Consider the following 24669-nt stretch of genomic DNA (forward strand, 5'->3'; position numbering starts at 1 on the left):
AATGAGAACTATAAATGAAACGTCTATTTATTTGTGTAGTGGGACTTGTTATAGCCGTAACCGCATGGGCTCGTACCTTTAATATGAAGGAGCTTGGAGCTGATCCCCGAGGTATTGAATCTTGTACGGAGTTAATAAACCAAACGATTGAAAAAGCATCTTCTGAAGGTGGAGGAACTATTTATTTCCCGGCAGGTGTTTATTTGACAGCCACTATCTACATGAAAAGTAATATAACTTTGTATGTGGAGTCCGGAGCTGTTCTTCGTTTTTCAGATCGTTTTGAAGATTATCTTCCTTTTGTGAAGATTCGTTGGGAAGGTACAGTGATGAATACTTTGTCTCCCCTGATTTATGCGCATGATGCGGAGAATTTGACTATAACCGGGCGTGGAACACTGGACGGTAATGGATTTAAATGGTGGAGCTGGGAGAAAGAAACACGGGAACTGATTAAAAAAAACGGAGGAAAATTGCCTGCTTTGAATAAACTACAACGAATGTGGGAAGAGGCTAATGAAGAACTGGAAATCTCGGATTATTATAAACCTTCTTTAGAGCGTCGTATGTTTCGTCCTCCTTTTATTCAGTTTTATGAATGTAACAATGTGTTGATAGAGAATGTGAGAATTGTCAATTCTCCTTTTTGGACCATAAATCCGGCTTTTTGTGATAATGTAACAGTGCATGGAGTGACGATATATAACCCCTCAAAAGATCCAAAAGGTCCCAATACGGATGGAATAAACCCTTCTTCTTGCCGGAATGTACGTATTTCTGATTGTTTTATTAGTGTGGGAGATGATTGTATCACAATTAAATCGGGGCGTGATGCTGATGGACGGAAATATGGAAAGGCATGTGAAAATATAACGATAACTAATTGTGTTATGCTTTCCGGTCATGGAGGGGTAGTTATTGGTAGTGAAATGTCAGGCGGTGTAAGGAGAGTGACAATTTCTAATTGTGTTTTCGATGGTACGGATTCTGGTATTCGTCTAAAGTCCTCGCGCGGGAGAGGAGGGGTCGTTGAAGAGCTTCGGGTAGATAATATCGTCATGAAGAATATTCAGCGGAATGCCTTCATTTTTGATTTGTTCTATGATAAAGAGTCAAAAATAGAGCCTGTCAGTGAGCGGACTCCTGTTTTCCGGAACATTCATTTAAGCAATATTACAGGTTCTGATATCAAGCAAATTGGTTATATTAAAGGGATTGAAGAAATGCCCGTACAAGGCTTGTCCTTTTCAAATATTAATATGAAGGCAGAGGTTGGATTTATAGTTGATATTGCTGAAGATATTCGTTTTGATAATGTGGATTTCTCATCGCAGACTGGTTCACCGTGGCAATTCAGTAAATGTAAGCAGATTGTTTTGAATAATATTAGATCTAAGTATCCTGTTATCGAACAAACGATTGTTACATTTGAAGATGTCGATAATGCTATTATTAATGATTGTTTTCAGATGACTCCTGTGAAGGATTTTTATAAAGCTAATAACAGTCATATTATTGAAGGACATAATTATTGGAAAAAAGAGAGTTTCAAATAAACAGGAACTGTCATATTGTTTCTGTTGAATTTTATTGTTGGGTAGATATGAGAAGAACGATATTACATCATCTGTAATATCGTTCTTCTATTGATTAGAGTTGTTTATGATTTACTTCTTATCGTTTTCGCGAATCTCCACCCGGCGGATTTTACCGCTGATTGTCTTCGGAAGCTCTTCTACGAACTCGATGACACGCGGATATTTATAAGGAGCAGTCACTTTCTTCACGTGATTCTGTAATTCCTTAATCAGTTCTTCTCCGGCACGTGCTTTATAGTCTTTGGATAGAACAATCGTAGCTTTTACCACCTGACCGCGAATCTCGTCGGGTACTCCGGTAATAGCACATTCCACAACAGCCGGATGAGTCATCAACGCACTTTCCACTTCGAATGGGCCGATGCGGTAACCGGAGCTCTTGATTACGTCGTCTGCACGACCGACAAACCAAAGGTAGCCGTCCTCGTCTTTCCAGGCAACATCGCCGGTGTAATAAATACCATCGTGCCAAGCTTCGTGAGTGCGTTCCGCATCCCGGTAGTATTCTTTGAAAAGTCCAAGAGGTTTACCTTTGCTGGTGCGGATTACAATTTGTCCTTGCTCACCCGCTTCAACAGAGCGGCCTTCATGGTCGATCAAGTCTACATCATATTGAGGATTCGGAAGCCCCATGCTTCCCGGTTTCGGTTCCATCCAAGGCATGGTGGCGATGGTAAGGGTTGTTTCTGTTTGTCCGAAACCTTCCATCAGTTTGATACCCGTCAGTTTCTTGAAAGTTTCAAATACAGCGGGGTTCAATGCTTCTCCGGCAATGGTGCAGTATTTTAGTGAAGACAAGTCGAACTTTGTCAGGTCTTCGTGAATCAAGAACCGGAAGATGGTAGGAGGTGCACAGAGAGAGGTGACATGATATTCCTGGATTTTTTCCAGAATAGCTGCCGGGGTAAACTTCTCGTGGTCGTAGACGAAGATATTGGCTCCGGCAATCCACTGTCCGTAGAGTTTGCCCCATACCGCTTTTCCCCAGCCGGTATCGGCAATGGTGAGGTGAAGACTGTTCTCGTCCAGGTTGTGCCAAAAACTACCGGTAACGATATGACCTAACGGATAAGTAAAGTCATGTGCCACCATCTTAGGTTCACCGGTAGTGCCGGAAGTAAAATACATCAGAGAGATGTCGTCGTTAGTGTTCGCATGGCGCGGACGTACAAACGGAGCAGCATTTTCGATACCCTGATGGAAATCTTCGAAGCCTTCCGGGATTTCCGGACCGACACTGACTAACTTTTCAACCGTGGGACATTCGGGAAGAGCATCTTTGATATGTTGCAGGATGATTCCTTCGCCGGCAGCTACGATCATTTTGATGTCGGCAGCGTTGCAGCGATAGATAATATCCTTCTTGGTCAGCAAGTGAGTAGCCGGAATGACAGTTGCTCCTAGTTTGTGAAGAGCGATGGTGCTATACCAGAACTCATAACGGCGTTTCAGAATCAGCATCACCATGTCGCCACGGCCGATACCCAGACTCTGGAAGTAAGAAGCGGTCATGTCCGTAGAGCGTTTCATGTCGGCAAATGAGAATTGGCGACTTTCGCCTTTGTCATTTGTCCAGAGTAAAGCGTTCTTGTCAGGTTGTTCGGCAGCCCAGGCGTCTACTACGTCATAGCCGAAGTTGAAGTTCTCCGGGACGTTTATTTTCAAGTTTTTGATAAAATCCTCTTGTGAACTGAAAGAGGTCTGTGATAAAAATCTTTCTACCATGATGTTATGGATTATGTGAATGAAGAATGAAGAATGAAAAATGAAGAATTTTTCCATGCGTATTATTTATACAGTGCAACATAATTCTTCATTCTTCATTTTTCATTCTTCATTCTTCATTTTTTTATTATTACATAATTACTGCCAGAAAACGTACTGTTTTGCCATCGAGCGCTTTCATGCCATGTGGAAGTTTAGAGTTAAAATAGATACTATCGCCTTGGTTGAGGATGATTTCTTTGCCTTCGATGTTGATAAGCATACGTCCTTCGATGACAAGGTTGAATTCTTGTCCGTTATGTTGGTTATAATGGATTGGTTCGTCGTTTGCTTTCGGTTCAACAGTGACGATGAACGGATCGGCGGTACGGTTCATGAATCCTGAAGCCAGTGATTGGTATTTATAAGCTTTGGTACGTTCGATGCTGACTCCTTTGCCGGCACGGGTCACGAAGTAGCTGCTCATTTTAGGCTCTTCACCAAACATCAGGGCGTCGAGAGCTATATTATACGTGCGGGCTATTTTTTGTAACATGCTGACAGAGATATCGTAGTCTCCGGTTTCTGCAAGTCGGTATTCTTCGGCAGAGATGTCGCTGTCGCGGGCGATATCCTCTGCGGTCAGTTCCAGTACATCACGTAATCCGCGGAGGCGTTCTGCGATCTGTTTAATTTGTTCATTCATACAAGTGGTTCGTATTTTTATGATTAATAATTCTATGGTATTATTTGGAGGCTTTCATGGCTTTGATGATAGCGGAGGTGAATCCGTTGTGTTCCAGTTCATTGATCCCCTTGATTGTGATTCCGCCCGGAGTGGTGACCTTGTCGATTTCTACGCTGGGGTGGGTGTCATTGTTCTGAATCAGTGCGGCTGCTCCTTTTAAGGATTGTGCTATCATTTGCATGGCATCTTTGGGACGAAGTCCCATTTCGATTCCGGCTTGCATGGCTGCCTGAACGTATTTCAATACGTAAGCGATGCCGCAGGAGGTCAATGCGGTGGCTGCCGCTATTTTATCTTCGGGAATAAGCATCACGGTTCCCATCTCGCTGAACAACCGGAGGATGAATTTGTCTTGTTCATCGTTCGTATTGCGGGCGGCAACAAGCGTCATACTTTCCAGTTCGCTGATAGCTGTGTTCGGAATCAGGCGGAACATGGCCATTTCCGGTGCTACGACGTAATGAGCCAGTTCTTCAAAACTGATGCCGGCAGCTACGGAGATGAGTATCTGTTTGCTTTTCAGTTTCAATTCGCGCATCACCGGTTCCATAAACCACGGTTTGACAGCAAGGATGACAATATCTGCGCCTGTGGCAGCTTCCACATTGCTGTTGGTGATAGAGATACCCGGAAATTCCTTTTTCAGTTTCTCTAGTTTTCCGGCACTCGGATTGGACACAATGATGTCCGAATCGTCTATCAGACTTCCTTTTGCCAGGCCACGGGCTATTGAACCGCCCATGTTTCCTGCACCGATAATGGCTATTTTCATATACGCTTATTTTTAATGAGTTGTTAAAGGCAAAGGTAACAGTTAATTACGAAAAAACAAAAAGCAGCCGGAATAAGAAATAAATTTCTAATAAAGGCTGCTTTTATCGTTGGCTGTTTATTAATCAAATGAGCGATTAGAGTACTTTCTTGAACCGGGCAAGGAAGTCTTCTGCTTCCTCCATAGTAAGACAGAGAGGAGGTAACAGGCGAAGTACATTCGTACCGCTTGCTCCGGTAAATACATGCTCGTCATAGATGAGGCGGCTGCGTAGTTCTTTGATGGGTTCTTCGAATTCGAGTCCGATCATTAGTCCGCGTCCGCGTACCTCTTTTATTTGCGGGAATTTCTTCAGTTCTTCCAGTAAGTAGTTACCTACTACCTTTGCGTTTTCTATCAGATTTTCTTGCTCAATGACGTCCATCACAGCGAGTGCTGCCGAACATGCCAGATGGTTTCCGCCAAAGGTAGTTCCCAATTGACCATATACCGGTTTAAACATCGGGCTGATCAGGACACCTGCCATCGGGAAACCGTTGCCGATACCTTTGGCTACAGTGATGATGTCCGGCTTGATGTCATTATATTGATGGGCGAAGAATTTACCGCTACGTCCGTATCCGCTCTGAATTTCATCGAGAATCAGGATCGTTCCTGTCTCGCTGCAAGCTTTGCGGAGTTCCTGCATAAATTCGGTGGTCGGTATCTTGATACCGCCTACCCCTTGTATTCCTTCAATGATAACAGCACATGTGTCTCCTTTAGACAATTCCTGTTTCATCGCTTCCATATCGTTGAGCGGGAGATAGGTGACATGACCGTTATTGTTGATAGGGGCGATAATGGAAGGATTGTGAGTCGCTTCTACCGCCAGAGACGTCCGTCCGTGAAACGCCTTATTGAAAGATACGATTTTGGTACGTCCGTTATAGAAGGAAGCCAGCTTCAAAGCGTTTTCGTTCGCTTCGGCTCCACTGTTAATCAGGAACAGGCTGTAGTCTTCGTAACCGGAAATTTTGCCCAGTCGTTCGGCTACCTCTTGTTGGAGCTTGTTGATGACAGAGTTTGAGTAGAAACCAAGTTTAGCCACCTGGTTACTGATCATTGCTGTATAGTGAGGGTGTGCATGTCCGATAGAGATAACGGCATGACCTCCGTAGAGATCCAGATATTCCGTTCCGTTCTCATCCCATACCTTGCAACCGTCGCCCTTGACAATGTTGATGTTATATAAAGGATATACGTCGAATAATTTCATAATAATTAAATGAAGAATTAAGAATGAAGAATGAAGAATGAAGAATTAGGTTACTTCATGGTTCATTTGATTATTTTTGGCAGTTTTGATTGAAGAAACAAGCAGAGCTATGAGTTCTCCACAATCAATCTCCATACTATTAAAAGCATTAGAATCGATATAATCTGAATCTTTTAAAAGATTCAACCAATAGTCGGTTTCATTAGCTTCCTTTAATGATATACTTAGTTTATTAATGAAGTCAGCATTGCTTTGGGCAAATTCGGATTCTCGAATTGAAGCTCCAATAGAAGTGCCGGAACGAAGAATTTGTTTGCTGAGGATGAACTCTTGTTTCATTTCTCGAAGATATTTAGTCATTTGTACAATTCGAAGTGCAAATGAATAGCTTTTTGTATTCAATAATGAATTTGTTCTATTGTGGCAATTCTTCATTCTTCGTTCTTCATTCTTCATTAAAACGCTGAAGGCTTCAAACGTAGTCCTACGGTTTCTTCCAGATTGAACATCAGGTTCATGTTATGAACCGCTTGTCCGCTGGCGCCTTTCAGCAAATTGTCGATACAAGAGATAATCAATAGTTTGTCACCGTGTTTCTCCAGATGTATCAGGCACTTATTAGTATTAACGACTTGTTTCAAGTCAATATTCTTGTCTACGATGTGTACAAAGGAGTCTTTTGCATAATATTCCTCGTACATACGAACGATTTCTTCCAGTGCTACTTTGGTTTTGACTACCATCGTTGCAAAGATACCACGGGCGAAATCGCCACGGTATGGAATGAAGTCGATCTCCGCATCGAAACTGTTTTGCAGCTGTTTCAGTGATTGCTTGATTTCCGGAACATGCTGGTGCTCGAATGCTTTGTACACACTCATATTGTTGTTTCTCCAACTGAAATGACTGGTAGCACCCGGTTTCACTCCGGCTCCCGTACTTCCTGTAATGGCATTTACCATTACATCATCCGTCAGCATCAGATTCTTGGCAAGCGGAAGCAAACCGAGCTGGATGCAGGTTGCAAAACAGCCGGGATTGGCTACGTGCTTTGCCGTACAAGTAGCGCGGCGGTTCAGTTCCGGCAGACCGTAGATAAAGTCGTGGTCGTCGCTCATAATACGGTAGTCCATCGAGAGGTCGATAATCTTCAGGTCTTCCGGTATGTTGTGACTTTCCATGAATTTCTTTGTATCGCCGTGGGCGGTGCAGAAAAAGAGAACGTCGATTTCGTCCAGAGGTAACTGGTCGGTGAATCTTAGATCTGTTTCTCCATACAAGCCTTCGTGTACGTCGGTAATTCTGTTTCCGGCATTACTGCTGCTGTTGATAAATACGATTTCAGTTTCCGGATGGTTGAGCAGCAGACGGATTAATTCGCCTGCTGTATATCCTGCGCCACCAATGATTCCTGCTTTAATCATATCTCTTCGTCTTTGTGGTTATTATAGTAAACACGTAGCGGAGTAGAAGTGACTTTGATAAAGCCTTTGGCGTCTTCGGCTGTCCAGCCTTTCTGCATTTCACCGTATTCTCCGAATTTAGTCTTCACCAGATCGTCTTCCGATTCTACACCTACGGTAGAGAAGGAGAGAGGGCGAAGCTCGAGGATAGCCGTACCGTTTACGTTACGCTGGCTTTCCTGCAACATCGCTTCGATGTCACGCATCACCGGTTCGAGGTATTGGCTTTCGTGGAGGAACATACCGTACCAGTTGGCTACCTGGTCTTTCCAGTATTGTTGCCATTTGCTCAATGTATATTTCTCAAGGAAGCGATGGGCGCCGATAATTAACATCGGGGCGGCTGCTTCGAATCCTACACGGCCTTTGATACCGATAATTGTATCACCCACGTGCATATCACGGCCGATACCGTATGCTGCACCAATTTCTTCCACTTTCTGGATGGCTTTGATCGGGTCGTCAAACTTCTCGTCGTTGACAGCTTTCAGTTCCCCTTTTTCGAAAGTCAGGCGGAGCTGTTCGCTGCCTTCTTTTTCAACATGTTTGAGGTAGGCTGTTTCCGGGAGTCCTTGCGCGGAGTCGAGGATTTCGCCACCACAGATAGAAGTACCCCACAAACCTACATTATAAGAGTATTTCAGTTTGGTGAAGTCCGCGCTGAAACCATGTTTGTTCAGATAATCAATTTCTTCCTGACGGCTCAATGCCATGTCACGGGTCAATGTGATGATTTCTACATTGGGAGCCAGTACGAGGAAAGTCATGTCGAAACGGATCTGGTCATTGCCTGCTCCGGTAGAACCGTGTGCGATGGCATCCGCACCGATTTCGTTGGCATAGCGTGCGATGGCCAATGCCTGGAAAATACGTTCGGAACTAACAGAAATAGGATAAGTACCGTTACGCAGCACATTTCCGAAAACCATGTATTTCAGGCTCTTTTCGTAGTATTCCTGGGTAACGTCCAGCGTCACGTATTTCACTGCTCCCAGTTTATAAGCGTTTTCTTCGTTTGTTTTCAGTTGTTCTTCGCTGAAACCACCCGTATTGGCACAAGCTGCATATACTTCGTAACCTTTTTCTTTGGCGAGGTACATGACGGTGAACGATGTGTCCAGTCCGCCGCTGAATGCCACCACTACTTTTTTCTTCTTTTCTTCCATAGTGCTGTATCTTTTAAATGTTATTTCTTTCTTGTTCTTTTTTGATGTTCCGCGGCTCTGTCGGATCGTACAGCATGGCTGTGCAGATGCAGAACTTGCGGTTTTTCGCTACCAGAATATCATGGTTGATACATCCTTCGCATCCTTTCCAGAAAGCTTCGTCGTCTGTCAGTTCGTTGAAGGTGACAGGCACATAACCCAGTTCGGTGTTCATCTTCATGACAGCTGCTCCGGAGGTCAGACTGAATATTTTTGCTTTCGGCCATCGGAGACGTGCCAGTTGGAAAGAAGCTTGTTTAATACGTTTTGCCAGTCCTAATCCACGGAAATCGGGATGAACGATCAGACCGGAAGTAGCCACGTACTGCTTGTTTCCCCATGATTCGATGTAGGTGAATCCGGCAAAAGTATCGCCACAAAGAGCAATAATCGCCTTACCTTCTTTCATCTTTGTCGCTACGTATTCGTGTGTACGTTCCGCAATTCCTGTTCCTCGTACGGCGGCAGCATTTCTGATAGTTTCCAAAATAGTGTCAACGTAAACCTCATGTGAGGCGTCGGCTACCATAACATCTATTTGTTGAGTGTCCATTTCTTTATTATATAATAATAGGTATAATTATTCGATATTGGGAATGATGAGTGACAGAAGCTGACGTATTTTGCTGATGGCAACTCCTTCACGCAACACCAACATGATTGTATCGTCACCGGCAATGGTTCCCAGAATTTCACTGAATTCATTGTTGTCGATGTCATACGCCATGCTGCTCGCATAACCGGGACGGGTGCGGATAACGGCAATGTTACCGGAAAACTGTAAAGAGATAAATCCGTTGTTACGTAACATTTCACCGGCACTCTGGTCGGTAGAACGTTTATACATAATGTTGTTCGGCAGTACATATACGTACTTTCCGTTCATACTGGCAGCCTTGGCTACTTTCAATTGTTTCAAGTCGCGGGAGAGGGTGGCCTGTGTCAGTTCGAAGCCTTCGCGGTTCAGCTCTTGCAGCAGTTCTTCCTGCGAACCGACTTCCTTGCTTGAGATAATCATTTTGATGGCGTCTAACCGATTTGCTTTCTTCTTCATTGTATAATTATTCTAAGAATGGCGCAAAAGTATGCATTATTTTGGAGAAAACATGCATAAAACCAAAGTTTTTTTGCATAAAAGTGAAAAATATGCTAAACGGTGAGAGCCTGCTTTTTTGTTTTGTGTCAAAATGTATACCCTTTCAATCAAAATACATAAGGAAAGGGAGGAGGGAATCGCCTATCTTTGCCATGTAGGTAAATGGATACCTTAAATATATAGACAGAATACCATGAAACAAAACTTTTTTGCAGTCGACCTGGGCGCAACGAGCGGCCGTACAATCTTAGGAACTTTCATCGAAGGCGGATTAAATCTGGAAGAGATTAATCGTTTTCCTAACCACCTGATTGAAGTGGGTGGACATTTCTATTGGGATATTTATGCATTATATCGTCATATTATTGACGGATTGAAGTTGGTGGCTCATCGTGGCGAATCCATTGCTTCTATCGGTATTGATACCTGGGGAGTGGATTTTGTATGCGTCGGAAAAGATGGTAACCTGCTTCGTCAGCCATACGCGTACCGTGATCCTCATACGGTAGGTGCACCGGAAGCTCTTTTCTCCCGTATTTCGCGTAGTGAAGTCTATGGCAAAACGGGTGTTCAGATTATGAATTTTAATTCACTTTTTCAATTAGATACTTTACGTCGCAATCACGACAGCGCATTGGAGGCGGCAGATAAAATTCTGTTTATGCCGGATGCATTAAGTTATATGCTGACCGGAGAGATGGTGACGGAATATACAATTGCTTCGACAGCACAGCTGGTAAATGCGCAAACACGTCGTCTAGAACCGGAGCTGTTGAAAGCGGTAGGTTTGAGTGAGAAGAATTTCGGCCGTTTTGTATTCCCGGGTGAAAAGGTGGGAGTATTGACGGAAGAAGTGCAAAAGATAACCGGACTGGGTGCAATTCCTGTGATTGCGGTAGCCGGCCATGATACCGGTTCTGCTGTTGCTGCCGTTCCGGCATTGGATCGCAACTTTGCTTATTTGAGTAGCGGAACCTGGTCACTGATGGGAGTTGAAACGGATGCTCCGGTGATTAATGCCGAAACGGAAGCGTTGAACTTTACCAATGAAGGTGGTGTGGAAGGAACTATCCGTCTATTGAAGAATATCTGTGGAATGTGGTTGCTGGAACGTTGCCGTCTGAATTGGGGAGATACAAGTTATCCTGAATTAATCAGTGAGGCGGATGCTTGTGAACCGTTCCGTAGTCTGATTAATCCGGATGATGACTGTTTCGCGAATCCTGCGGACATGGAAAAAGCTATTACAGAATATTGCCGGGCTACCGGACAGTCGGTTCCCGAGAAACGCGGACAAGTAGTGCGTTGCATCTTTGAAAGTTTGGCTTTGCGTTATCGCCAGGTGTTGGAGAATTTGCGTTCACTTTCTCCCCGTCCGATTGAAACATTGCACGTGATTGGCGGAGGTAGCCGGAATGATTTGCTGAACCAGTTTACTGCCAATGCGATAGGAATTCCTGTGGTAGCCGGTCCGTCCGAAGCAACAGCTATCGGTAATGTAATGATTCAGGCAATGGCAGCAGGTGAAGCAACGGATGTTGCCGGTATGCGGCAGTTAATTAACCGTTCTATCCCGTTGAAGACTTATCAACCACAAGACACGGAAGCTTGGGATGCGGCTTATATCCATTTTAAAAATTGCGTTCGATAATGCATTGAACAACCGACAGAATAATCATTTATTTAAACTAATAGAATATCATGAAAAAAGAAGAACTGATTCAGAAAGCGTATGAGATTGCTGTGGAACGTTATGCAGCAGTAGGTGTAGACACTGAACAAGTATTGAAAACGATGCAGGATTTTCATCTGTCACTTCACTGCTGGCAGGCTGACGACGTTGCAGGATTTGAAGTACAGGCCGGCTCATTGACCGGAGGTATTCAGGCAACCGGTAATTATCCGGGCAAAGCTCGTAATATTGATGAATTGCGTGCTGACATTTTGAAAGCTGCTTCTTATATTCCGGGTACTCATCGTCTGAACCTGCACGAAATCTATGGAGATTTCCAGGGTAAGGTGGTAGACCGTGACCAGGTAGAACCGGAACATTTCAAGAGCTGGATCGAATGGGGTAAAGAACATAACATGAAGCTCGATTTCAACTCTACTTCTTTCTCTCATCCGAAATCAGGTGACTTGTCTCTTTCTAATCCTGATGAAGGCATCCGTCAGTTCTGGATTGAACATACCAAACGTTGTCGTGCCGTTGCGGAAGAAATGGGTAAGGCACAGGGGGATCCGTGTATCATGAATCTTTGGGTACATGACGGAAGCAAGGATATTACGGTAAATCGTATGAAATATCGTGCATTGCTGAAAGATTCTTTGGATCAGATCTTCGCTACCGAATATAAGAATATGAAGGATTGTATCGAATCTAAGGTGTTCGGTATCGGTCTGGAAAGCTATACAGTGGGTTCTAATGACTTCTATATCGGTTATGGTGCTTCTCGTAACAAGATGATTACACTGGATACCGGTCACTTCCATCCAACAGAAAGTGTAGCTGATAAAGTATCTTCACTGTTGCTTTATGTGCCTGAATTGATGTTGCACGTGAGCCGTCCGGTTCGTTGGGATTCAGACCATGTTACTATCATGGATGATCCGACAATGGAACTGTTCAGCGAAATCGTTCGCTGCGGTGCTTTGGACCGTGTACATTATGGTCTTGACTACTTCGATGCATCTATCAACCGTATTGGTGCATACGTAATCGGTAGTCGTGCCGCACAGAAATGTATGACTCGTGCTCTGCTCGAACCGATTGCCAAGTTGCGCGAATACGAAGCAAACGGACAGGGATTCCAACGTCTGGCTTTGCTCGAAGAAGAAAAGGCGCTTCCTTGGAATGCAGTTTGGGATATGTTCTGCTTGAAGAACAATGTTCCTGTTGGTGAAGATTTCATCGCAGAAATTGAAAAGTACGAAGCCGAAGTAACTTCTAAACGATAAGTTATGGAAATCTTAATCGGCTTATTGATTATAGCCATCGGTAGCTTTTGCCAGTCCAGTTCTTATGTACCTATCAAAAAGGTAAAAGAATGGAGCTGGGAAAGCTTCTGGTTAATACAAGGTGTATTTGCCTGGTTAGTGTTCCCGTTCCTGGGTTCACTACTGGGTGTACCCCAAGAGAGCAGTTTGTTCGACTTGTGGGGAGCAGGAGGTGCTGGAATGAGCATCTTTTATGGTATATTGTGGGGAGTAGGAGGGTTGACTTTCGGACTTTCCATGCGCTATTTGGGTGTTGCGCTCGGACAGAGTATCTCACTGGGTACTTGTGCCGGTTTCGGTACCCTTCTTCCGGCTCTTTTTGCCGGTACAAACTTGTTTGAAGGTAACGGGCTGATTCTTTTGTTGGGTGTTTGCATCACGTTGGCAGGTATTGCTATTATCGGGTATGCCGGTAGCTTGCGTGCGCAAAACATGAGTGAAGAAGAAAAACGTGCTGCCGTAAAAGACTTTGCATTGACAAAAGGGTTACTGGTTGCACTTTTGGCTGGTGTCATGAGTGCCTGCTTTGCTTTGGGACTGGATGCGGGAACACCTATCAAAGAAGCCGCTTTGGCTGGTGGAGTGGAAGGACTTTATGCCGGTCTTCCGGTTATCTTTCTGGTTACGCTTGGAGGCTTCCTGACAAATGCAGCTTACTGTTTGCAACAGAATGTGGTTAACAAAACGATGGGTGACTATGCTAAAGGAAAAGTGTGGGGCAATAATCTAGTGTTCTGTGCGTTGGCTGGTGTACTATGGTATATGCAGTTTTTCGGATTGGAAATGGGTAAGAGCTTCCTCACCGAAAGCCCGGTGTTACTGGCTTTCTCCTGGTGTATCCTGATGGCATTGAACGTAACCTTTAGTAATGTTTGGGGAATAATTCTGAAAGAATGGAAAGGGGTGTCAAACAAGACCATAACTGTGCTGATAGCTGGTCTGATCGTACTTATCTTCTCTTTAGTATTCCCAAATTTGTTTTAAAAAAATCAAGAACGGATTACACGGATTACGCAGTTTTTTTATAACTTGCGGCAAAATCCATGTAATCCGTGCCTAATTAAAATATATATATAATGAAATCAATTTTAGAGAATCGTCCGGCACTTGCCAAAGAAGTAAACAAGGTAGCAGAAGTTGCCGGATACTTGTGGCAGAAAGGATGGGCTGAACGTAATGGTGGTAATATCACTGTTAATATCACAGAGTTTGTAGACGATGAAATCCGTCAGATGAAGCCGATCAGCGAAGTAAAATCTATCGGTGTGACTCTTCCTTATCTGAAAGGCTGCTATTTCTACTGCAAGGGAACTAATAAACGCATGCGTGATTTAGCCCGCTGGCCGATGGAAAATGGTTCGGTAATCCGTATTCTGGATGACTGTGCCAGCTATGTGATTATTGCGGATGAAGCTGTAGCCCCGACATCGGAATTACCTTCTCACTTGAGCGTACACAATGACCTATTGAGCAAAAACTCTCCTTATAAAGCATCTGTACACACACACCCGATTGAACTGATTGCCATGACACATTGTCCGAAATTTCTGGAAAAAGATGTGGCTACCAATCTGTTGTGGAGTATGATTCCTGAAACAAAGGCATTCTGCCCGCGTGGTTTGGGTATCATTCCTTATAAATTACCTAGCTCGGTGGAATTGGCTGAAGCTACCATCAAAGAATTGCAGGATTACGATGTGGTGATGTGGGAGAAACATGGCGTATTTGCAGTGGATTGCGATGCGATGCAGGCATTCGATCAGATTGATGTACTCAATAAGTCGGCTCTGATTTATATCGCAGCTAAAAATATGGGCTTCGAACCGGATGGTATGAGTCAGGAACAGATGAAAGAAATGTCAGTAGCTTTCAATCTTCCTAAATAAGATTTATACTAGTCATTGATTTTAATTACTTTAGAAACCGTGGCATTTTCTACCCTGGAAGGTGCTGCGGTTAACCCTTTAAACAAATAGATAACCATGAATCGCATTATTTTAAACGAAACTTCGTACTTCGGTGCCGGATGCCGTAGTGTCATTGCTGTGGAAGCAGCCAGACGTGGCTTTAAGAAAGCCTTTTTTGTAACGGATAAAGATCTTATCAAGTTTGGTGTGGCTGCCGAAATCATTAAAGTATTTGATGAAAATCAGATTCCTTACGAACTTTATAGTGATGTAAAAGCGAACCCTACGATTGCAAATGTACAAAACGGTGTGGCGGCATACAAAGCTTCCGGAGCCGATTTTATCGTTGCTTTGGGCGGCGGTTCTTCCATCGATACTGCCAAAGGAATCGGTATTGTTGTGAACAATCCGGATTTTGCAGACGTGAAATCTCTGGAAGGGGTAGCCGATACCAAACACAAAGCGGTGCCTACTTTCGCGCTGCCTACTACTGCCGGAACAGCTGCCGAAGTAACGATCAATTATGTGATTATTGATGAAGATGCCCGCAAGAAAATGGTTTGTGTAGACCCGAACGACATTCCTGCCGTAGCTATCGTAGACCCTGAACTGATGTACTCAATGCCAAAAGGACTGACTGCAGCTACCGGTATGGATGCTTTGACTCATGCCATCGAAAGTTATATCACTCCGGGTGCCTGGGTAATGAGCGATATGTTCGAATTGAAAGCCATTGAAATGATTGCTCAAAACTTGAAAGCAGCTGTGGATAATGGTAAAGATGTGGCAGCCCGCGAAGCTATGTCACAGGCACAATATATTGCCGGTATGGGATTCTCGAATGTCGGTTTAGGAATTGTTCATTCGATGGCGCATCCGTTAGGTGCATTCTATGATACTCCTCATGGGGTAGCCAATGCCTTATTGTTGCCGTATGTGATGGAATACAATGCTGAATCTCCGGCAGCTCCGAAATATATCCATATTGCGAAAGCAATGGGAGTGGACACTACCGGAATGAGTGAAGCCGAGGGAGTAAAAGCGGCTGTTGAGGCAGTGAAAGCACTTTCTGCCAGTATCAATATACCGCAGAAATTACATGAAATCAATGTGAAGGAAGAAGATATTCCTGCACTGGCTGTTGCTGCTTTCAATGATGTTTGCACAGGCGGTAATCCTCGTCCTACTTCGGTAGCAGATATCGAAGCTCTATATCGCAAAGCTTTCTAAAGTTAGTTTTTGCGGAAGTTCTTTTCACCACAGATTACACAGATTTACACAGATTATTTTCTAATCGGAAGCCGATATTTAAGAATTAAATCTGTGTAAATCTGTGTAATCTGTGGTGTTTTTCTGAAAATAATTCCTATTTTTGTCCAACTCAATTACATGAAAACACATCGGTATGATCGAGGATAATAGTTTGGGATTAGAATTTAAATATCTGATTGTAAATGACATGGACCGTAAATTCGGGCTATGGGTAAATACCGTCGGCTATCAATCCATTCCTCCTGATTCACCTTATCCGTTGAAAGAGCATCCTTCCGGTTACTTTTTTAATGCAGAAAAAGGAAGAGTGCTTCGTGAGTATCAATTGGTATATATTACCAAGGGGCGTGGTTTGTTTTCATCTGATTCTACCTCTGAAAAGCAAGTTTGTAAAGGTCGGCTGATGGTATTGTTTCCCGGACAATGGCATACTTATCGCCCGTTGCGGCAGACTGGTTGGACGGAATATTATATTGGTTTCGAGGGGCCTATGATAGACGCCATTGTTGATGATGCTTTTTTGTCGCAGAAACAGCAAATACTGGAAATTGGCCTTAATGAAGAGTTGGTCTCATTATTCTCCCGTGCTCTTGCCGTAGCCGAAGCGGATAAGATTTCCGCGCAACAATATCTTTCCGGGATTGTGCTCCACATGATAGGGATGATTCTTTCCGTCTCCAAGAATAAGGTTTTCGAGATGAGTGATGTGGATCAGAAGATCGAACAGGCAAAAATCATTATGAATGAAAATGTTTCCGGCAATGTGGACCCGGAAGAGTTGGCTATGCGACTCAATATTAGTTATTCATGGTTTCGACGTGTTTTTAAGGAGTATACAGGTTATGCTCCGGCTAAATATTTCCAGGAATTGAAACTTCGTAAAGCTAAACAAATGCTGGTGGGAACTTCCCAGTCAGTAAAAGAGATTTCTTTTTTTCTAGGTTTCCAGTCAACCGAATATTTTTTCTCTTTCTTCAAGAAACGTACGGGACTTACTCCGTTGGAGTATCGTTCGTTCGGGCGGGAAGAATGAATAGGATGAAGTTCATATCTATTAGTTATTTGGCTCTGATTTTGGGAATATCATAAAAACTGTTACTTTTGTGGCGAAGATAATGTGCTATAAACCATCATTCTTGATATGCGCGGACAAAAACTATCTAAGATCCATTTTCTTATTCTGTTATCTCTTTTAGGATTTATATCTCCTCTTCAATCACAGGAATATAAGTTCAGGACATTGGGTGTGGAGGATGGATTGTCGCAAATAACGGTGAGCGATATTTGCCAGGATGAGAAGTCGCGTATATGGATTGCCACGCTGGATGGTCTGAATTGTTTCGATGGCAATCATATCAAAGTCTTTAATCATTTTCATAACGATTCCATCAGTTATGGTAATCTATATGTCACCCAGATGGTGGAGGACGGCCAGGGGAGTCTTTTTCTCTTGACTTCTACCGGACTTTTCCAGTTCGACCTTGAAACGGAGAAATATTATATTCTTCCGGTGTCTTCTCCTTCCACTCTTGCCAAAGGAAAGTTGGGAGTGTGGATTGCAGAAGGGGGAAAACTCTTCTTGTATGATAAGAATACCTGTTCCGTGAAACCAATGTATGCGGAGGTACATTTGCCGGACACCGGGCCGACAATGGTAGAAGGTTCGGAAGGAAATCTTTGGGTTGCTTTGAAAGATGGCGGGGTGATGCGTGTGGATACTTGTGGATCGATGTCGCTTTATTTGCCCGGAATCAAGGTGATGAAACTGATAAAAAGTAACGATCAGAATATTTGGGTTGGTTCGCAGGATCATGGTGTTTTCTGTTTTTCACCTCAAGGTGCAGTCATACATCATTATGATTATAACAACAAGAGTGTTTACACGGTCCGGGATGATATGGCAAGAGCGTTATGTCAGGATTTGGAAGGGAATATATGGGTAGGTTACAGAAGCGGATTGAGTAAGATTGAGGTGGCTACCGGGAAAATATTTCATTATCAGGCGGATCCTAACCGGGTGGGGGCTATGTCCAATCGTTCGGTGACTTCTCTTTATACGGACAAACAAGGAACTGTCTGGGTGGGGACCTATTGGGGCGGCGTGAATTTCTTCTCACCGGAATATCAACATTTTGTACATTATCATGCTTCGGATACCGGATTGTCTTTTCCGGTGGTGGGTGCTATGGCAGAAGATAAATCCGGAAATATATGGATTTGCACAGAAGGTGGAGGACTGGATTTATATCAACCGGAACAAGGAACATTCAAGCATTTTAATGCGCATACCGGATATCATTTTAGTACGGATTATCTGAAAGATGTCGTTTTTGATGAGGCTAATAACTGCTTGTGGATTGCCGCTGACTTTACAAACAAGGTCAACTGTTTTCATCTTGATAACTATCGGAATGATATATATGACCTCGAACCGCTCGGAGAGGAAAGTGTGGGAGAAGCTCTGTTTGCCTTGGCCGACACTCCTCGTAAATTGTATGTAGGTACAACATCAGCAGTTGTTAGTCTGGATAAACAGACCTTAAAAACTGAAGTGTTGTTTCATCAAAAGGAGTTGTTTACACATAATTATAACACTTTGTTGCTTGATTCGAAAAACCGGCTATGGTTTGCTTCCGATGATGGTTGTGTAGCTTATGTGATTGATGAAGGACGCTTTGAAACGTATAGGATAAGTCTGAAGAAGCAGGTCAGATCTCAAAAAGAGCTGGTCAATGTCATCTATGAGGATCGAAAGGGAAACATTTGGGTCGGAACACATGGCAACGGGCTTTTCTTGTTGGATAAGAAAGAGCATTTGTTTCGTTTGCATACTCCTGAAAGCGTATTATCGGGAGAAAATATCAGAGTGTTGGGCGAAACTCCTTCCGGGAATTTATTGATTGGTACCGGACATGGATTGTCTGTGTTAGAACAGAAAGACGGGAAAGTGATAAACTTCAATTCTAAAACAGGATTTCCGCTGACTCTTGTTAATAGGAAATCCATGCATGTATCCCGCAATCATGATATTTATATGGGAGGAGCTACCGGACTGGTTGCCATTCGTGAAAGTAGCTTGTCCTATCCTCCGAAAATATATGATTTGGAGTTGGCTCATTTGTATGTCAATAATAAGGAGATTACCACAGGCGATCAAACCGGCATCCTAAATAAGTCCTTTGCCTATACCGACCGGATTAAATTGAATTATTTGCAGAATGTGTTTTCTATCGGTTTCTCGACAGATAACTTTCTGCATATTGGCGGTGGTGAGGTAGAATACCGGTTGATAGGTTCTAATGACGAATGGAGTGAGAATCGTTTGGGGAATGATATTACTTATACAAATATATCTCCGGGCGATTATGTTTTTGAGATCAGATTGAAGAACTTTCCGGAAGTAATTAGATCTCTTCATATAACGATCACACCACCTTTTTATGCCACCTGGTGGGCCTATACAATTTATGTGTGTGTGATTCTGACGATTCTATTCTTTGTGGTGAGAGAATATAGAATTCGGCTGTTCTTGAAAACCTCGTTGGATTTTGAACTTCGTGAGAAACAATACATTGAAGAAATGAACCAATCCAAACTGCGTTTTTTCACTAATATCTCACACGAAATCAGAACCCCTATTACTCTTATCCTGGGGCAGGTTGATCTGTTGTTGAATTCTGGTAAGTTGTCTACGTATGCTTATTCGAAATTACTGAATATACATAAAAATGCCGGTAACCTGAAATCATTGATAACGGAGTTGCTTGATTTTCGGAAACAGGAGCAGGGACTTTTGAAATTGAAAGTTTCTCAATTTGATTTATATTCTTTACTCAAAGAGCATTATGTATTGTTCAAAGAATTGGCAGCTAACAGGAATATTTCGTTTGTTTTGCATGCCGACTGCGAGCAATGCCTCGTGTGGGGAGACCGGATGCAAATACAGAAGGTGGTTAATAACTTGCTGTCTAATGCTTTTAAATATACTTCAGACGGTGGAACTATCCGTATGGAATTGGCTGATGGAACGGAGGAATGTATGTTTTCCGTTTCCGATAATGGTGCGGGAATATCCGAGGAAGACTATGTTAAGATATTCGAGCGGTTCTATCAGGTTGAGAATATAGGACAGTATGGAGGAACTGGTATCGGGCTGGCTTTGAGTCAGGGTATTGTGAAAGCCCACCAGGGAGATATAACAGTAGAAAGTCAGCTGGGAAAAGGTTCTTGTTTTAAGGTCACTCTGAAAAAAGGGGATGCTCACTTTGATTCTTCTGTCGCCCGGGTTGAACCGGAGCAGGATAAGGAATATATTTATTATTCGGAAGACAAAGAACTGCTGGTTAAAGAGGTGCAGTCAGCCCAAAGTGAAAGCGGGACTACTGACTGTAAATTACTGGTGATTGATGATAATGAAGAAATCAGAAATATCCTTGTAGATATCTTTTCTCCATTGTACACGGTTGAAACTGCAAGTGATGGTGAGGAAGGGTATGAAAAAGTAAAAATGATGCAGCCTGATCTGGTTATTTCGGATATTATGATGCCCGGAATGCCCGGAACGGAATTGTGTGCCAAAATTAAGAACAATATTGAAACTTGTCATATCCCTGTCGTTCTTCTGACTGCCCTTAGTGCGCCCGAACGTGAGTTGGAAGGATTAAGAATTGGAGCGGATATTTATGTGGTGAAGCCATTTAATATGCGGCGGCTGGTGATGCAATGCAATAATCTGATTAATACCCGCAGACTTTTACAGAATAAATATGCCCATCAGCTGGATAGCAAAGCGGAGAAGATTGCAACGAATGAACTCGATCAGAGGTTTATCGAACAAGCGACACAGGTAGTGGAAGATAATATGGAAAATCCCGAATTCAGTGTAGATGTCTTCTCACGTGAGATGGGGGTGGGACGTACTGTCTTATTCCAGAAGATAAAAGGTATCACGGGAAGTACGCCAAATAATTTTATCATGAATCTGCGTCTGAAAAAAGCGGCATATTTTCTGCAGAATTCTCCGGAAATGAATATATCGGATATTGCTTACCGGTTAGGATTTGGAAATCCTCAATACTTCAATAAATGTTTTAAAGAACTTTTTGATATTGCTCCTACGCAATACCGAAAAGCTCATAATACCTCCTCCGAACCCTCTGTGAAGTGATTAAAATAAGTCATCTGAATTTTTAGACTAGATAAAACGAACAATTCGATAGGGTGCAATATATTCAAATGCGATACTTTTGTGGCGTTGGATAATGCCAGCTTGTACTTGAGTTTTCTTTGGTTAGGTGTGTCCGCACACACTTTCATTTGGTAGACCGGGTACTGTGTAATCTTTATTCTAATATAATAATTATTGTGTAGTATTATGAAAGACAAATATCCATGTAGTAAATAAAAGATAGCATCTTATTGGAGAGAATCAATATATTTTTCCCAATTAATTAAGTAGTGAGTAAAACCTTGATAATTAACCAATTTAATTTTATTCTAGTTATGAAAAATTTGCAGAGTAGGACAAAAGTGCGGTTGCTTCAGTCGTTCCTTTTGATTTCCTTGAGTCTCTTTTTCTTTGTCAATCCGGCTTATGCTCAAGGCGGGTTTGCAGTGAAGGGAGTTATTGTGGATAAAACAGGATTTCCTTTGCCTGGCGCCAATGTGATGGAGAAGGGAACATCTAATGGGACAATTACAGATTTAGATGGTAATTTCTCATTGAATGTTTCGAAGAAGGGAGTTACTTTGACTGTATCATTCATGGGATATACCCCTAAAGATGTGGTAGTGAAAGATAAAACAATGAATATTATGCTTGAAGAGAACTCTAAGCTATTGGACGAAGTGGTGGTAGTGGGTTACGGTACGATGAAAAAGCGTGATGTCACAGGAGCTATTACTTCCATCTCAAGCGAGGCCATTGAGCAAAAAATGGCTACTAATGTTTTTGAAGCATTGCAGGGTACTACTGCCGGTGTACAGGTGGTGTCCGGTTCCGGACAGCCCGGTGAATCTTCTTCTATCAAAATTCGTGGTACTTCCACTTTCTCTGCCGAAGGTGTGACTCCTCTTTATATTGTAGACGGTGTTCCTTTGGAAAGTATCGATGGTATCAATACCAATGATATCACTTCTATGGAGATTTTGAAGGATGCCGCTTCTGCAGCTATCTACGGTTCCCGTTCGGCTAACGGTGTGATTATTATCACTACCAAGAGTGGTCAGGAGGGTAAAGCCCGTATTGATATCAAGTATAATCACTCGTGGGGTACATTGTCTCATAAGGTGCCACAGGCAAATCGTAAAGAGCGTCTGTTGTACGACCAGTACCGTAAAGAGTATTTTGAAACATACGGCGGAGGTAATCCGGATGAAAGTATTGATATTCTGGATGATCCGTTGAATTCATTCTTCAATGTAGACAATGATTATCTGGACATGATTACAAGTACTGCGCAGAAAGATCAGGTGGATATCAGCGTAGGTGGCGGTACAAAGAAACTGAAATATTTCATCAATACCGGTTATTATAACGAGAAGGGTATTATTTCCAATACTGGTTTCCAAAGATTAAATACTCGTATCAACTCCGATTATTCACCGACAGACTGGATGAATATGGGTAGCCGTATTTCTCTTACTTATTCTAAAAAGAAAGGTCTGAATGAAGGTACGTTATTGAGCGCAGTGTTGACTCGTCGTCCTTATTTCAATACTTATTATCCGGATGGCTCTTTGGTCGGGGTGTTTAATGGTCAGAAGAATCCTATTGCACAGGTCAATTATACCACTGACTTTACGGATTCTTATAAGGCTAACTTCTTCCAGTTCTTTGAAATCAAATTCAACAAGTACCTGAAGTTCAGAGCCAATATAAATGCCAACTTCTATTTGGACAAGCGCAAAAAACTCGAACCTAGTCTTATTACTGATGAATGGCAGAAACAGAATAAAGGGTATTCTTATAATTACCTCAACTGGAACTGGATGAATGAAGATTTCATCACTTATGCACGCAAGATAAAAGGACATAATTTCAGCGCGATGGTGGGTGTCAGTGCTCAACAATGGCGTTATGAAAATGAAACTTTTGTGGGATTGAATTCCTCTACCGACTTTATTTATACAATGAACGCGTTTGCTGCCAATCTGGATTTATCCTCTACGGGATCTACATTGAGTAATCACTCCATGGCTTCCGTTTTTGCACGTGTGACGTATGATTATCTGGGGAGATACCTGTTTACAGCGAATATGCGTCGTGACGGTTCTTCTCGTTTTGCGAAAGAAAACAAATGGGGTAATTTCCCGTCAGTGTCAGTGGGATGGCGTTTCTCAGATGAAAAATTCATGAAGTTCTCGAAGAAATTCCTGGAAGATGGTAAGATTCGTGTAAGTTATGGTATCACCGGTAATGAAGCGATCGGAAATTATGATTATATTTATTCTTATTCTCCGAATTCTATCTATGACGGAGTGGGCGGCGTTATTCCGACCCGTATCGGTAAAGACAATCTGAAATGGGAGGAAACTAAACAGTTCAACCTTGGTTTGGACTTGAATTTCTGGAATAGCCGTTTGACGATTACTGCCGATTACTACGATAAATACACAGACGGTTTGTTGGCAAACTACCAATTACCTAAGGAGTCTGGTTTTGCATATATGAAAACCAATGTCGGTGAGATGAGCAACCGCGGGTTTGAAATTGCCGTTACCGGTGATATTATCCGCACGAAGGATTGGAAATGGAATGCTTCTTTCAATATCTCCAGAAACATCAACCGTATTGAAAAGCTGTCTGAAGGTAAGGCATATATGGAAGGTGATATCTGGTGGATGCAGGAAGGCGGCCGTGTAGGTGACTTCTACGGATTTAAAAGTGCCGGTGTCTTTGCTTATGATGAATCAAATGCTTTTACGGATAACTGGGAGCAACTGACTCCGGTGTTTGAAAATGGTGTATTCCAATACAAGTATTTATTGAATGGAAAGGAATATGCAGGTGATATTCGCCAGAAAACGTTACCGAACGGCAAACCGTTCCGTGGCGGAGATTACAACTGGGAAGAACCGGAAGGAACCCGCGACGGTGTGATTGATGATAACGACCGTATGGTGATTGGTAATGCCATGCCTGATGTGACCGGTGGTTTGAATACAACCGTAACTTGGAAAAACGTAAGCTTGTATCTCGGATTCTATTATTCATTAGGAGGACAGATTTATAATGCAGCCGAGCATAATCGTAATATGTTCAAATATACCGGAACCACTCCTTCGCCGGAAGTCATCCATAATATGTGGTTGCATCCGGGTGACCAGGCAATCTATCCGCGTCCGTATAATGATGATTATAACAATGCACGTATGGGTAACTCGTTCTATCTGGAAGATGCTTCCTTTATTCGTCTGCAGAACGTACGTATAGCCTATGATCTTCCTGAAAACTGGATAAAGAAGCTGATGTTGAAGAATATAAATATCTACGCTTTTGTAAACAACGCATTGACATGGACCAACTATTCGGGATTCGATCCTGAATTCTCTACAAGTAATCCTCTGCAGGTAGGTAAAGACTCTTACCGCTATCCGAGAAAGAGAGAATATGGTATTGGTTTTTCTGCAAACTTTTAATTGAAGATA

Annotated in this window: 18 protein-coding genes; 9 read left to right on the plus strand and 9 right to left on the minus strand. The window is 42.8% G+C overall.

The window, feature by feature from the left end; translation table 11 throughout:
- The first annotated feature begins 14 nt into the window (after positions 1-14).
- Positions 15-1556 (plus strand): glycoside hydrolase family 28 protein, encoded by a 1542-nt coding sequence (locus KFO40_RS12370; protein WP_087322789.1) that lies wholly within the window; start codon positions 15-17, stop codon positions 1554-1556.
- A 111-nt stretch (positions 1557-1667) separates the two neighbouring features.
- Here KFO40_RS12370 and KFO40_RS12375 read toward each other — a convergent pair whose 3' ends face one another.
- The 9 genes from KFO40_RS12375 to KFO40_RS12415 form a co-directional block, all read right to left on the minus strand.
- On the minus strand, positions 1668-3323 hold the full coding sequence (locus tag KFO40_RS12375; protein WP_008645207.1) for an AMP-binding protein: 1656 nt from the start codon (positions 3321-3323) through the stop codon (positions 1668-1670).
- A gap of 130 nt (positions 3324-3453) precedes the next feature.
- Positions 3454-4008 carry a helix-turn-helix domain-containing protein gene (locus tag KFO40_RS12380; protein ID WP_004313803.1) on the minus strand — a complete coding sequence of 185 codons (555 nt, stop codon included), beginning with the start codon at positions 4006-4008 and terminating at the stop codon, positions 3454-3456.
- A 40-nt stretch (positions 4009-4048) separates the two neighbouring features.
- Positions 4049-4822 (minus strand): pyrroline-5-carboxylate reductase, encoded by a 774-nt coding sequence (gene proC / locus KFO40_RS12385; protein ID WP_004310476.1) that lies wholly within the window; start codon positions 4820-4822, stop codon positions 4049-4051.
- 136 nt (positions 4823-4958) lie between these two features.
- Positions 4959-6080 (minus strand): aspartate aminotransferase family protein, encoded by a 1122-nt coding sequence (locus KFO40_RS12390; protein WP_008649668.1) that lies wholly within the window; start codon positions 6078-6080, stop codon positions 4959-4961.
- A gap of 45 nt (positions 6081-6125) precedes the next feature.
- The gene (locus tag KFO40_RS12395; RefSeq protein WP_004310471.1) at positions 6126-6536 is read right to left on the minus strand and encodes a four helix bundle protein; all 411 of its coding nucleotides are present in this window, start codon (positions 6534-6536) and stop codon (positions 6126-6128) included.
- Positions 6536-7504 (minus strand): N-acetyl-gamma-glutamyl-phosphate reductase, encoded by a 969-nt coding sequence (argC, locus tag KFO40_RS12400; RefSeq protein ID WP_004313800.1) that lies wholly within the window; start codon positions 7502-7504, stop codon positions 6536-6538. The genes KFO40_RS12395 and argC overlap by 1 nt, the downstream gene beginning before the upstream one ends.
- A complete protein-coding gene (locus tag KFO40_RS12405) occupies positions 7501-8709 on the minus strand; it encodes an argininosuccinate synthase (RefSeq protein WP_004310468.1) in 1209 nt (402 codons plus the stop codon). Before KFO40_RS12405 ends, argC begins: the two co-directional genes overlap by 4 nt.
- Positions 8710-8722: 13 nt before the next feature.
- Positions 8723-9301: a GNAT family N-acetyltransferase gene (locus tag KFO40_RS12410; protein ID WP_004299851.1), complete on the minus strand. Its 579-nt coding sequence runs from the start codon at positions 9299-9301 to the stop codon at positions 8723-8725.
- 27 nt (positions 9302-9328) lie between these two features.
- Positions 9329-9802, minus strand: coding sequence for an arginine repressor (locus tag KFO40_RS12415; RefSeq protein ID WP_004310466.1), 474 nt, complete (start codon positions 9800-9802; stop codon positions 9329-9331).
- 235 nt (positions 9803-10037) lie between these two features.
- Between KFO40_RS12415 and rhaB the strand changes: the two genes are divergently transcribed.
- The 8 genes from rhaB (at position 10038) to KFO40_RS12455 (ending at position 24660) form a co-directional block, all read left to right on the plus strand.
- A complete protein-coding gene (rhaB, locus tag KFO40_RS12420) occupies positions 10038-11495 on the plus strand; it encodes a rhamnulokinase (RefSeq protein WP_211146413.1) in 1458 nt (485 codons plus the stop codon).
- A gap of 50 nt (positions 11496-11545) precedes the next feature.
- Positions 11546-12802 (plus strand): L-rhamnose isomerase, encoded by a 1257-nt coding sequence (locus KFO40_RS12425; RefSeq protein WP_008018351.1) that lies wholly within the window; start codon positions 11546-11548, stop codon positions 12800-12802.
- Between the two features lie 3 nt (positions 12803-12805).
- Positions 12806-13825 (plus strand): L-rhamnose/proton symporter RhaT, encoded by a 1020-nt coding sequence (gene rhaT, locus KFO40_RS12430; RefSeq protein WP_087316971.1) that lies wholly within the window; start codon positions 12806-12808, stop codon positions 13823-13825.
- Between the two features lie 92 nt (positions 13826-13917).
- Complete coding sequence (rhaD, locus tag KFO40_RS12435; RefSeq protein ID WP_004299882.1) at positions 13918-14727, plus strand: rhamnulose-1-phosphate aldolase; 810 nt, start codon at positions 13918-13920, stop codon at positions 14725-14727.
- A 96-nt stretch (positions 14728-14823) separates the two neighbouring features.
- On the plus strand, positions 14824-15978 hold the full coding sequence (fucO, locus tag KFO40_RS12440; protein ID WP_004299884.1) for a lactaldehyde reductase: 1155 nt from the start codon (positions 14824-14826) through the stop codon (positions 15976-15978).
- A gap of 175 nt (positions 15979-16153) precedes the next feature.
- On the plus strand, positions 16154-17053 hold the full coding sequence (locus KFO40_RS12445; RefSeq protein ID WP_118219806.1) for an AraC family transcriptional regulator: 900 nt from the start codon (positions 16154-16156) through the stop codon (positions 17051-17053).
- Positions 17054-17161: 108 nt separating this feature from the next.
- Positions 17162-21187: a two-component regulator propeller domain-containing protein gene (locus tag KFO40_RS12450; RefSeq protein ID WP_211146414.1), complete on the plus strand. Its 4026-nt coding sequence runs from the start codon at positions 17162-17164 to the stop codon at positions 21185-21187.
- Between the two features lie 335 nt (positions 21188-21522).
- Entirely contained in the window at positions 21523-24660 is a 3138-nt protein-coding gene (locus KFO40_RS12455; RefSeq protein ID WP_211146415.1) for a SusC/RagA family TonB-linked outer membrane protein, read from the plus strand.
- Positions 24661-24669: the final 9 nt, after the last annotated feature.

Origin of the sequence: Bacteroides sp. 1001302B_160321_D4 (assembly GCF_015667765.1) — a bacterium.
Lineage (GTDB): Bacteria > Bacteroidota > Bacteroidia > Bacteroidales > Bacteroidaceae > Bacteroides > Bacteroides xylanisolvens.